We start from the raw sequence: 11,299 nt of genomic DNA on the forward strand, positions 1-11,299 counted from the left end.
AGGAAGGCGGGGGCCGGCCATCACGTCTCCGGGAGCCTGCGACACGCACCCGTCCGCCGGTGCCGCCACGGCCGCGCCGCACGGTTGGGTGGACGGGCCTGCCGGGCCGGTCCGTAACGTACCGAATCTGATCACCACGGTCCGGACCGTGCTCGCCGTCGGCTTGGCCGTGCTGGCCGTCGTCGGCGACAGCGCGGTACTCACCGGCGTCGCGATCGCCTGCTACTGGATCGGTGACATGGCGGACGGTCTGGCCGCCCGGCTGCTGCGGCAGGAGACCCGGTTCGGTGCCGTCTACGACATCGTCTGCGACCGGGTCTGTTGCCTGGCGGTCGCCGCCGCGTTGATCCCGCTGCTGCCGTCGATGGGCGTGCCGCTGGTCATCTTCGTCGTGCAGTTCGTCGTGGTGGATCTGGTGCTGAGCCTGAGTTTCCTGCGGTGGCCGCTGCTGAGCCCGAACTACTTCCATCTCGTGCACACCCAGGTGTACCGGTTCAACTGGTCGCCGGTGGCGAAGGCGTTGAACACCGGCGGTCTGGTGCTGCTGGTGGTGCTGGCACCGTCGCCGGTGCTCCCGGTGGCGTTCACCTTGGCCATCGCCGCGGTGAAGCTCGCTTCGCTCGTCGTGGTGGCCCGGATCCCGCTCGCTGTCGACCTTCCGGGTCTGCGCGCCGCCTCCTCGTGATCGCGGTTCTGCTGGCCACCGTCGCGGTGGGTGCGTTGTCGGCGGTGTCGCCGGTGACTCCGATCGAGCCGTACCTGATCGCGTTGACCGCCACCACGTCCTATCAGCCGGTCGCGTTGGGTGTCGCCGCGGCGCTCGGTCAGACCGCCGCCAAGCTCGCCATGTTCCTGGCGTCGCGGGGGGTGATCCGGTCGCCGTGGCTGCGCCGGTGGCTGGACAAGCGGACCGCTCGGAAGGCGACGGCCACGACCAGCGTGGCAGCGGCCGACGGCACGACGATGGCGGATACGACACCGGCGGACGGCAGGACGACGGACGGCAGGTCGCGGGCCGGATGGTTCCGCCGGATCGGTCCGGCGGTCGGTGGCCGGCTACCGCAAGGGCTGCGCAGCAGGTTGTCCGGTTGGGCGGCCTGGGTGGCCAGGGAGCACCGCCGACTGTACGAGCCGGCGTTCGTCGTACCGACCCTGTTCGCCAGCAGCGTGATCGGCGTGCCTCCGCTGCTGGTCACGACGGTGGTGGCCGGTGGTACCCGGATGCCGGCCAGCGTGTTCACAGTGGTCTGCTTCGTCGGCAGATCGATCCGATTCGTCGCCCTTGCGATGGTTCCGAGCTGGTTCACGGGCTGAGCGTTTATCAAACCGTTACATGCATAGCCCTTGCCGGAAACAGAGCCGACAGTCCCTAATTTGTCCAACGGCTTAACAAAACCTCGGTGATCGCGTCGTGGCAGCGCGTTCACCGGGCCAGACGGGACGGCCATCGGCGGGTCGGCCCACCAGACAGTGTTCACCAGGACGAGGAGACCACGTGTCCCGAACCCGCCGACGCCACGTTCAACGTGGCCCGCTAACCGCTGCGATACTTTCGCTCTCCATGTTGTCTACTGCCCTGCTCGGCGCCCCCGCCGCGCAGGCCGCCCCGGGCAACCCGGGCAACCCGGTCGATCCGGGCCCGGCCGCTGCCGTCCAACCCGGTTCGGGCGACTTCGACGACCCAGCCGACTTCGACCTGGCCGCCGACGACGAGCCGTACTCGGTGCTGGTCTTCTCCAAGACCGCCGGCTTCCGGCACGGCTCCATCCCGGCGGGCATCGCCGCGATCGAGCAGCTCGGCGCCGACAACGGCTTCACCGTCGACGCCACCGAGGACGGAGCCGACTTCACCGACGCCAACCTGGCCAACTACCGGGCCGTCATCTGGCTGTCCACCACCGGCGACGTCCTCGACGCCGACCAGCAGGCCGCCTTCGAACGCTACGTCCAGGCCGGTGGCGGGTACGTCGGCATCCACGCCGCCTCCGACACCGAGTACAGCTGGCCCTGGTACGGCGAACTGGTCGGTGCCTACTTCTCCGGCCACCCGGCCAACCAGAACGCCGTGGTCAAGGTCGAGGACCCGGCCCACCCGTCCACCGACGGACTGCCCGCCGAGTGGACCCGCTACGACGAGTGGTACAACTTCCAGACCAACCCGCGCGGCGACGTGCACGTGCTGGCCAGCCTGGACGAGACCAGCTACACCCCGGGTGCCGGCGCGATGGGTGCCGACCACCCGATCGCCTGGTGCAGCGACTACGACGGCGGTCGGGCCTGGTACACCGGCGGCGGCCACACCAACGAGTCGTTCGCCGAACCGGAGTTCCTCGACCACCTGCTCGGCGGCATCCAGTCCGCCGCCGGGGTCGTCGACTCCGACTGCGGCGCCTCGCTGACCGAGAGCTTCGAGAAGATCACGCTGGACAACAACACCAGCAACCCGATGGAGCTGGACATCGCCCCGGACGGGCGGGTCTTCTACATCGAGCGTGACGGCCGGGTGCAGATCATCAAGCCGGACACCGGCAACACGGTCACCGCGCTCGAGCTGGACGTGTTCACCGGCAACGAGGACGGCCTGATCGGGATCCGGCTCGACCCGGACTTCGCCGACAACGGCTGGGTGTACCTCTACTACGCACCCGATGACGGCGTGGCCCGCAACCTGCTGTCCCGGTTCACCGTCGTCGGCGACAGCATCGACCCGGCCACCGAGCAGGCCGTGCTGCAGGTCGACACCCAGCGCAACACCTGCTGCCACGCTGGCGGCACCATGACCTTCGACAGCCAGGGCAACCTCTACCTGGCCACCGGGGACAACACCAACCCGTTCGAGTCGAGCGCCTACAGCCCGCTCGACGAGCGGCCCGGGCGCCAGGACTATGACGCGCAGCGTACCTCCGGCAACACCAACGACCTGCGCGGCAAGGTGATCCGGATCCACCCGGAGGACGACGGGACGTACACCATCCCGGAGGGCAACCTGTTCGCGCCGGGCACCGCGCAGACCCGCCCGGAAATCTACGCGATGGGCTTCCGCAACCCGTTCCGGATCGGCATGGACCTGGCCACCGACACGCTCTACGTAGCGGACTACGGCCCGGACGCCAACTCGGACAACCCCGACCGGGGGCCCCGGGGCCTGGTCGAGTGGAACATCGTCGACACCCCCGGCAACTACGGCTGGCCGTACTGCACCGGGACGAACGAGGCCTACAACGACTACCAGTTCCCGTCCGGCCCCAGCGGCGCGAAGTTCGACTGCTCGGCGCCGGTGAACGACTCCCCCAACAACACCGGCCTGACCGAGTTGCCGCCGGCGATCGCCGCCACCGTCGACTACGGCTACAGCGGTGACCCGCGCTACCCCGAAATCGGTGGCGGTGGCGCGCCGATGGGCGGGCCGGTCTACCGCTACGACGCCGAGCTGGCCTCCGACCGCAAGTGGCCGGCGTACTACGACGGCAAGGCGCTGCTCGGCGAGTGGAACCAGTCGAAGATGTACACCATGCAGGTCAGTGCCGACGGCACCGAGCTGGTGGACATCAACGAACTGCTCGCCGGCATGGAGATGATCCGGCCGATGGACTTCGAGTTCGGCCCGGACGGCGCCATGTACCTGATCGAGTGGGGCAGCGGCTTCGGCGGCAACAACGACGACTCGGGCATCTACCGGATCGACTACATCGCCGGCAGCCGGGCACCGATCGCGCAGGCCAGCGCCACCCCGACCTCCGGGCAGGCACCGCTGACCGTGCAGTTCTCCAGCGCGGGCTCGCGCGACCCGGACGGCGGCACGCTGACCTACGCCTGGGCGTTCGGCGACGGCGGGACCTCCACCGAGGTCAACCCGACCCACACCTACACCGAGGCCGGCAACTACACCGCGCAGCTGACGGTGACCAACCCCAACGAGCGTACGGCGGTGGCCAACGTACCGGTGACGGTCGGTAACACCGCCCCGACGGTGACCATCGACTTCCCGCCGGCCGGCGGCTTCTTCGACTGGGGCGACCAGGTCGAGTACACGATCACCGTGACCGACCCGGAGGATGGCGAGATCGACTGTGACCGGGTGGAGCTGCAGGTGCTGCTCGGCCACGACGAGCACGCCCACCCGTTGGAGCAGCACACCGGCTGCTCCGGCACGGTGCAGACCCAGCTCGCCGCCGGCCACGGCGCCGAGGCGAACGTCTTCGGCGTGTTCGAGGCCACCTACACCGACGACGGCGGTGTCGGCGGTGCCGCGCCGCTGACCGGCCGGGCGATCGAACTGCTGCAGCCCAAGCGCAAGCAGGCCGAGTACTTCAGCTCGACCGGACGGGTGGACGGCGCCACCGGCGGCGGCGACCCGGGCGTGCAGATTGAGACCACCAGCGACCCGGCCGGTGGCGGCGAGAACATCGGCTTCATCGAGGACGGCGACTGGTGGTCGGTCGACCCGGCCAACCTGACCAACGTCGACTCGATCCGGTTCCGGGTCGCCTCGGCGACGGCCGGCGGCCGGATCGAGGTCCGCGCCGACGCCGTCGACGGTCCGGTCGTCGCCTCCGCCGACATCGCGGGTACCGGCGACTGGCAGACCTGGACCGACGTGACCGCGCCGGTCACCGGCGGTGCCGACGCGGCGATGCTGTACTTCGTCGCCCGGGACCCGGGTGGCGGCGCCGATTCGCTGTTCAACGTCAACTGGATGGACTTCCTCGGCCGAGGCGTCACCGAGAACGCGCCGCCGCAGGTCAGCGTCACCGCGACGCCGACGTCCGGCACCGCGCCGCTCACCGTGGCGTTCGACGGCACGGCCACCGACGCCGAGGACGACACCCCGTTGACGTACGCCTGGGACTTCGGTGACGGCGGTACCGCCGACACCCTGGACGCCAGCCACACGTACACCGCACCGGGCACCTTCGTCGCCACCCTGGTGGTGACCGACGCCCGGGGCGCGACGGCATCGGCGTACGTGTCGGTGCGGGTCGAGGCGCCGAACACGTCCTGCTTCGGGGCGAGGTCGGACGACTTCCTCGGCAACGAACTGGACCGCGACCGGTGGACGGTGGTCCGGGAGAGCCAGGTGTACTCGGTGGCCGACGGCACGCTGCTGCTGCCCACCGGCGTCGGTGACCTGTACGGCGACCGCAACGACGCCACCAACCTGGTCCTGCAGCCAGCGCCGGACGGCGCCTGGCAGGCCACCACCAAGGTCACGTTGCCGGTGACCGCCAACTACCAGCAGGCTGGTCTGCTGGTCTACGGCGACGACGACAACTACGCCAAGGTGGATCTGCTGTACAACGGCAGTCGCCGGGTGGAGTTCATCCGGGAGACCGCCGGCACCCCGCGCAACGAGGGTGCCGACGCCACCGACGCACCCACAGGTGACACCATCTACCTGCGGGTGACCAGCGACGGGACGAACCTGACCGCGGCCATGTCGGCCGACGGGCAGACCTTCACCCCGGTCGGCCGCGAGGCCGCGCTGGACGGCATCGAGAACCCGCAGTTCGGCGTGTTCGCGCTCAACGGTGGGACCGAGGCTCCGGTGGTCGACGCGGCCTTCGACTGGTTCCAGGTGACGCCGGATGAGCCCGCCGGGCCGGTCGAGCCGTCCGACGAGTTCGACGGCGACGCGCTGGACAAGTGCCGGTGGGACGCCATCGTGCGGGAGGACGCGGCTGCCTACCGGGTCGTCGACGGGTCGTTGTACATCGACGTGCCCAACGGCGACATCTACACCGGTGACAACACCGGGCCGACGAACTTCATCCTGCAGACCGCGCCCGAGGGCGACTGGACGATCGAGACGAAGATCGACGGCAGCCTGCTGAACGAGCAGTACCAGCAGGCCGGTCTGCTCGTCTACGCCGACGACGACAACTACCTCAAGTTGGACTTCGTCACCGACAACTCACCCGGTTCGGCGGTCAGTCGGCGGATCGAGTTCCGTAGCGAGATCGACGCGGTGATCCAGAACCCGCAGCCGGGGGCCACCGGTTTGACCTCGGGTGTGTGGTACCTGCGGGTGTCCCGTGCCGGTGACGTCTTCACCGCCGCGTACTCGGCGGACGGCACCGACTGGACCGAGTTCGAGTCGCTGACCAGCGCAGTCGTCGGGGCCACTCCGAAGATCGGCGTGTTCACCCTCAGCGGCAACCAGACGGAGTCGAAGACCGCGTCGTTCGACTACTTCCGGTTGACCACGGAGGTTTCGGAGGAGGACACCACCGCGCCGGTGACCGAGGCCGAGGTGGTCGGGACCGGCGAGCCTGCTGGTCCGGTCGAGGGCTGGTACCCCGGGCCGGTCGCGGTCACCCTGACCGCCACCGACGAAGACGGCGGCAGCGGGGTGGCGGGTACCGAGTACTCGCTCGACGACGAGACCGAGTGGACGGCGTACACCGAGCCGGTAGCGGTGAGCGGGGACGGCAGCCACGAGCTGCGGTTCCGGTCCACCGACGCCGCCGGCAACGTGGAGCAGACCCAGTCGGTCACCTTCCAGATCGACGCCACGGCGCCGGTCAGCTCGGCGGAGTTCGCCCCGGCGAACGACAACGGCTGGCACGACGGCACCATCCCGGTGGTGCTCTCGTCCACCGACGACGGATCCGGTGTCGAGCTGCTGGAATGGTCGCTCGACGGCGGTGACTGGACGCCGTACGACGAGCCAATCGAGGTGACTGGCGACGGTGACCACGAGCTGCTCTACCGGGCCACCGACCTCGCCGGCAACGTCGAGGCGCTCAAGTCGGCGGTGGTGAAGATCGACGGCAGCAAGCCGACCCTGCTGATCTCCGGGCTGGCCGACGGCCAGCTGTACGGCGACAGCCAGGACGTACGGGTGTCGTGGCAGGCGGTCGACCCGACCTCCGGCATCGACACCGTCGTCGGCACGCTGGACGGGCAGCCGTACGCGAACGACACCCTGCAGGTGATGTACGACCTGCCGCTCGGCCTGCACGAGCTGACCGTGACCGCGACCGACAAGGCGGGTAACGACACCACCTCGACGGTCCGGTTCTTCGTCACCACGTCGTTCCGGGACATGCAGAACCTGATCGACAGGTTCAAGTCGACCGGACGGTTGTCCAACAAGGCGGACCGCAAGCTGTCCAACAAGCTGGACGCGGTTCGGCTGTCGGAGGCGGCCGGCAAGGACAAGCGGGCAATTCAGCAGCTGACCGCGTTCAAGGCCCTGGCCGCCGACCCGGAGCTGGTCACCGACACCGACGTACGCGACACCCTGATCCGTGACGCCGACGCCATGATCGAACGGCTCGGTGGTACGGCGAGTGCTGCCGGGGTGCAAGCGAACGGCGGCAAGCCGGTCACCGGTGCCGGACGGCTGGCGGAGGACCCCACCCGGATCGACCCCGACCAGCAACTCTGATCCGCGGTGGCCCCGTCCGGTCCTCGGTGCCGGGCGGGGCCACCGTCCTAGCGGCGGGTCACCGACCCGGTCGACGAGACAGGAAAGGAAGACACCATGCGTCGTACGCGTGGATCGGCTGCCGTTCTGTTCGGCCTGTTGCTGGCGGTGCTGCCGGCGGCCGGTCCCGCGCAGGCGCACAATGGCAAACTCGATCTGGAGGTGGCCGGCGACGGCGCCACCGGGGTGACCGTGCAGGCCTTCCATGAGGACGGGCACCGGCTGGACCTGCCGGTCCGGCTGGTGCTGACCGCTACCGCCGACGGTGGGCGGTCGGTCGGCCCGCTGCAGCTCGAACCGGCCGGTGAAGGGCAGGGTTTCTATGCCAGCGGGCCAGTGCTCAGCCCGGGTGACTGGCAGGTGACGGTGAGCGCTCCGGCGCCGTACGACAGTGCGGCGACGGCCGAGGTACGGGCGGTGGAGGGCCAGGCGCCGCCGGTCGCCGATCTGGCCGCCGCGGCGGCCGAGGACGAGCCCGGCGGTACGGCCAGGGCCGGTTGGTGGCGTTGGGCATGGCCGGTCGGTCTCGCCGTACTGGCGTTGGCCGCCCTGGCGGTGGCCGTACGCCGACCACGATCCAGACAACACTGACAGCGACGAACAAGAGCACGGACAGCGACGGGGCCAGCCGGATCGGCTGGCCCCGTCGCTGTCTGGTCAGGTGCCGGGTTCTTCACTCGACTCTGGACATTGCTTCACTGTGGAGATTACGGTCTGGATTGGACGACTCGATCAACTCAGGCTGGAGGGCCGGTGCGCCAACCCACGGTTCGGTACCACAATGCGATCATGGACAGCGCCCGATGGGAGGGGTTCCCCTTCCGCGACGGCGACATCGTGATCTCGACACCCGCCAAGTGCGGCACGACGTGGACCCAGACGATCTGCGCTCTGTTGATCTTTCAAACGCCGGAGCTGCCCCGCCCGCTGGACGACATCACCGTCTGGCCCGACATGAAGACGCGCAGCCAGGCCGATGTGTTCGCGTTCTACGAGGCGCAGCAGCACCGGCGCATCATCAAGACCCACACCCCGTTCGACGGTCTGCCGATCCACGACGGGGTCACCTACATCGCGGTCGGCCGGGACCCGCGTGACGTCGCCCTGTCCTGGGACGCGCACTTCCAGAACACCGACTACAACGTGGTCCTGAAGCTGCGCGACGCGGCGGTCGGCAACGACGACCTGACCGGCGAGCTCACCGACGACGCGCCACCGCAGCTGGACTCCGCGTACGACCGGTTCTGGGCTTGGATGGAACACCCCGACGTACAGATCGGCCTGCCGTCGATGCTGCACCACATGTCGGGGTTCTGGGCGGAACGGCAACGGTCCAACGTCCTGCTGCTGCACTACGACGAGCTGAAGGCAGACCTGGCGGGCCAGATGCGGGCGATCGCCAAGCAGCTCGACATCGAGGTGCCCGAACAACGCTGGCCGGAGCTGGTGCAGGCAGCCACCTTCGATTCCATGCGGAACCGCGCCAAGGAGTTCGCCCCCGTCCTGGCGATGTGGCGCGACCCGAAGCAGTTCTTCAACCGGGGCGTCACCGGCCAGTGGCGTGACCTGCTCGACGACGACGACCTGCGGCGGTACGAGGAGCAGGTGGCCAAGCTCGCCGTACCGGAGCTGGTCGACTGGCTGCACCGCGGCCCGATCACCACCGCGACGCCGACGGGCCACTGAGCGTCCCGGCACCTGGTGCCTCGGCCGGGCAGCTGCTCACGACGTCGCTTCGGCGGCGGTGAGGGCTGCCCGGCCGAGCGCGGTGAGCTGCGCGTCGGTCGGTGTGACGGTGCCGGCGATCGCCACGTCGACCGCCCAGCCGCTGTCGAAAGCCCTCACCGGGCACTGCCACCACGTCGGTGATGCCCAACGCGGCCACCGCGTCGATCGCCGGACCGAGCGGAGGGCGACCTCGCCTGGGTCCGTCGACATCGGCCGGCGGGTCGCACAGCTGGACCCGGTCCGCCTGCTCACCGGGGCCGAGCACGCCGGCAAGGTCGAACACGGTAGGGCCATCGCCGGAGCCGACCCACCGCCACCGGTCGGTGTCGGCGGCGGCCACCCACACCTGGTGGCGGGCGTCGTCCGCGCCGATCTGCACCACGCCGAGATCCGGGGCCGGGCCGTCCACCAACGGCGTCGCCGACAGCCGCAGCTGCATCGGGAACTCACACTCCGTGTCGCCTTCGCCGAGCTGCACGTTGCGTACGTCGCGCGGACCGAGCGCGTCCGCCGGGTCCTTGCCGACCACGCCGGCTTCGACAGCGGCTGCCCGGTCGGTCCCGTCCGCCCAGCCGCGCACCGGGTAGCGGGTAGCGGCGGTCCCCGACCTCCAGCAGGTGGTCGTCGTCGGTACGCCCGACGGCCCGTTGCGTCCCGGCGGCGTTGGCGGTGAACGCCGGCTCGCCGGTGGCGGCGACGTCCAACACACAGCCGGCGAGCAGCGCCGGATCGGTGACGCCGACGTGGCGGCAGAGCGCCGTCGCCGCTGCCCGCTGGCGGGCCGGTAGCGCGGCAAGCGTCGTCGGCTGAGCGGGAAAGTCCCGATCGGTGAAATCGTCGGTCCCGGTCCCGGCTGGGTGCGGCAGCACCGACGTCGCGTCGGTGAGCCGCCAACTGTCGGCGTACCCGCTGTAGATGTCGCCTGCGGACGGTGCAGCCGGGTCAACGACCTGCCCGACGGCGGTCCGCAGGTCTTGCTGCGGTCGCCGTCGGCGTCGCCGAGCAGGCCGGTCACCGGCCGCCCGCCCGATACCACGGTGACGTCGAGCAACGCCGGGCGTACCACCACGAACACCCGGCCGCCGCCGGGCAGCCCGACCTGTACGGTGCGGCCGGAGCGGATCACCTGCTGGTCGCCGACGGGACGTTACTGCCGGCGGGGCCGCTGGCCGGGGTCCGGGCGGTGCTCGCCGGCTACGATCCGGCGACACCGGCGACCAGGTCCGCGCCGCATCCGGTCGCCGGGGCGGCCGGCACCCTGGAGGCGGTGGTGGTGCCAAGCGCGGTCGGCCCGCATGTGGTCCTGCTGCGACCCTGCCCGGGTGACCCGCAGCGATTGGCCGCGCTCGGTCTGACTCCCCGGCAGTGCCAGGTGACCGCCGAGTTTGGCCGTTGAAGCCACCGCCGAGCAGATCGCCCGACAGCTCGGCATCGCCCCGGCGACGGTGCGCAAGCACCTGGAAGCGGTGTTCGCCCGGCTGGGCGTCACGCACCGGGCGGCGGCCGTCGCCCGGATTCGGTCCCTCCTCGACGGCGGGCCGACCGGCTGAGTAGTCGGCGTTCGCGGGAAGCCGGGTCGCGGCATGTTACGGCTTGACGAACGGCATGTTATCGCTCACAGTCTATATCCAAGGACGACGACGCCTGCGGCTCACCGGGCAAGCCCGCCTCGTCGGACCTTGAACCAGGCGTACCGCCAGGGCAAGCGGTAGCTCTGTTAACGCTGACATCCTCCGGCAGCGGCCGGTGGATGCGGTTCGGTGCGCCTGCTTCCAGCTGAACCAGTCAGCTTCGGCCCCTGAAGGAGGATCATGTTTGCCTTTGGCAGATCAGCATCGACCGCGTCGCCGGTCCGGCGGCGCGGTTGGCTCCCGCGCGTCGCGATGGCCAGCGCGACCGCCCTGGTGGTCGGCGGCGCCGCCGTCGCGCTGACGACGACCGCGGCATCGGCAGCGACGGTCGACACCAGCGCGTGGTACGTGCTGCTCAACCGCAACAGCGGCAAAGCCCTCGACGTGTACAACCTCGCCACCAACGACGGCGCCCGGATCACCCAGTGGTCCCGCAACGACGGCAACCAGCAGCAGTGGCAGTTCGTCGACTCCGGCGGCGGCTACTACCGGCTCAAGTCCCGCCTGTCCG

The 11,299-nt window shown here is 70.1% G+C and carries 9 protein-coding genes; 8 read left to right on the forward strand and 1 reads right to left on the reverse strand.

The features are described 5' to 3' along the window. Positions 1-88 precede the first annotated feature (88 nt). The 5 genes from ACFHWT_RS15045 (at position 89) to ACFHWT_RS15065 (ending at position 9,115) form a co-directional block, all read left to right on the forward strand. Positions 89-685 carry a CDP-alcohol phosphatidyltransferase family protein gene (locus tag ACFHWT_RS15045; protein WP_416595214.1) on the forward strand — a complete coding sequence of 199 codons (597 nt, stop codon included), beginning with the start codon at positions 89-91 and terminating at the stop codon, positions 683-685. Then, positions 682-1,314, forward strand: coding sequence for a hypothetical protein (locus tag ACFHWT_RS15050; protein WP_416595215.1), 633 nt, complete (start codon positions 682-684; stop codon positions 1,312-1,314). Before ACFHWT_RS15045 ends, ACFHWT_RS15050 begins: the two co-directional genes overlap by 4 nt. A gap of 247 nt (positions 1,315-1,561) precedes the next feature. Then, positions 1,562-7,390, forward strand: coding sequence for a ThuA domain-containing protein (locus ACFHWT_RS15055; RefSeq protein WP_416595216.1), 5,829 nt, complete (start codon positions 1,562-1,564; stop codon positions 7,388-7,390). 96 nt (positions 7,391-7,486) lie between these two features. After that, complete coding sequence (locus ACFHWT_RS15060; protein WP_416595217.1) at positions 7,487-8,020, forward strand: hypothetical protein; 534 nt, start codon at positions 7,487-7,489, stop codon at positions 8,018-8,020. A gap of 198 nt (positions 8,021-8,218) precedes the next feature. Further along, positions 8,219-9,115 (forward strand): sulfotransferase domain-containing protein, encoded by an 897-nt coding sequence (locus ACFHWT_RS15065; RefSeq protein WP_416595218.1) that lies wholly within the window; start codon positions 8,219-8,221, stop codon positions 9,113-9,115. Here the strand turns inward: ACFHWT_RS15065 and ACFHWT_RS15070 are convergent. Beyond that, positions 9,087-9,737: a hypothetical protein gene (locus ACFHWT_RS15070; RefSeq protein ID WP_416595219.1), complete on the reverse strand. Its 651-nt coding sequence runs from the start codon at positions 9,735-9,737 to the stop codon at positions 9,087-9,089. The genes ACFHWT_RS15065 and ACFHWT_RS15070 overlap by 29 nt on opposite strands. Positions 9,738-10,088: 351 nt before the next feature. Here ACFHWT_RS15070 and ACFHWT_RS15075 point away from each other — a divergent pair, with 351 nt between their 5' ends. The 3 genes from ACFHWT_RS15075 to ACFHWT_RS15085 form a co-directional block, all read left to right on the forward strand. Continuing rightward, positions 10,089-10,553, forward strand: a complete 465-nt coding sequence (locus ACFHWT_RS15075) for a hypothetical protein (protein WP_416595220.1) — start codon at positions 10,089-10,091, stop codon at positions 10,551-10,553. Beyond that, on the forward strand, positions 10,543-10,707 hold the full coding sequence (locus ACFHWT_RS15080) for a LuxR C-terminal-related transcriptional regulator (protein ID WP_416595221.1): 165 nt from the start codon (positions 10,543-10,545) through the stop codon (positions 10,705-10,707). The genes ACFHWT_RS15075 and ACFHWT_RS15080 overlap by 11 nt, the downstream gene beginning before the upstream one ends. A gap of 261 nt (positions 10,708-10,968) precedes the next feature. Next, on the forward strand, positions 10,969-11,299 hold a 331-nt coding region (locus ACFHWT_RS15085), incomplete at its 3' end, for an RICIN domain-containing protein (RefSeq protein ID WP_416595222.1).

Origin of the sequence: Micromonospora sp. LOL_021 (assembly GCF_048060215.1) — a bacterium.
Classification (GTDB): Bacteria; Actinomycetota; Actinomycetes; order Mycobacteriales; family Micromonosporaceae; genus Micromonospora_E.

Coding starts and splice junctions, on each gene's coding strand:
- ACFHWT_RS15055 (WP_416595216.1), top strand. CDS start 1,562: ATGTTGTCTACTGCCCTGCTCGGCGCCCCCGCCGCGCAGGCCGCCCCG.
- ACFHWT_RS15060 (WP_416595217.1), top strand. CDS start 7,487: ATGCGTCGTACGCGTGGATCGGCTGCCGTTCTGTTCGGCCTGTTGCTG.
- ACFHWT_RS15065 (WP_416595218.1), top strand. CDS start 8,219: ATGGACAGCGCCCGATGGGAGGGGTTCCCCTTCCGCGACGGCGACATC.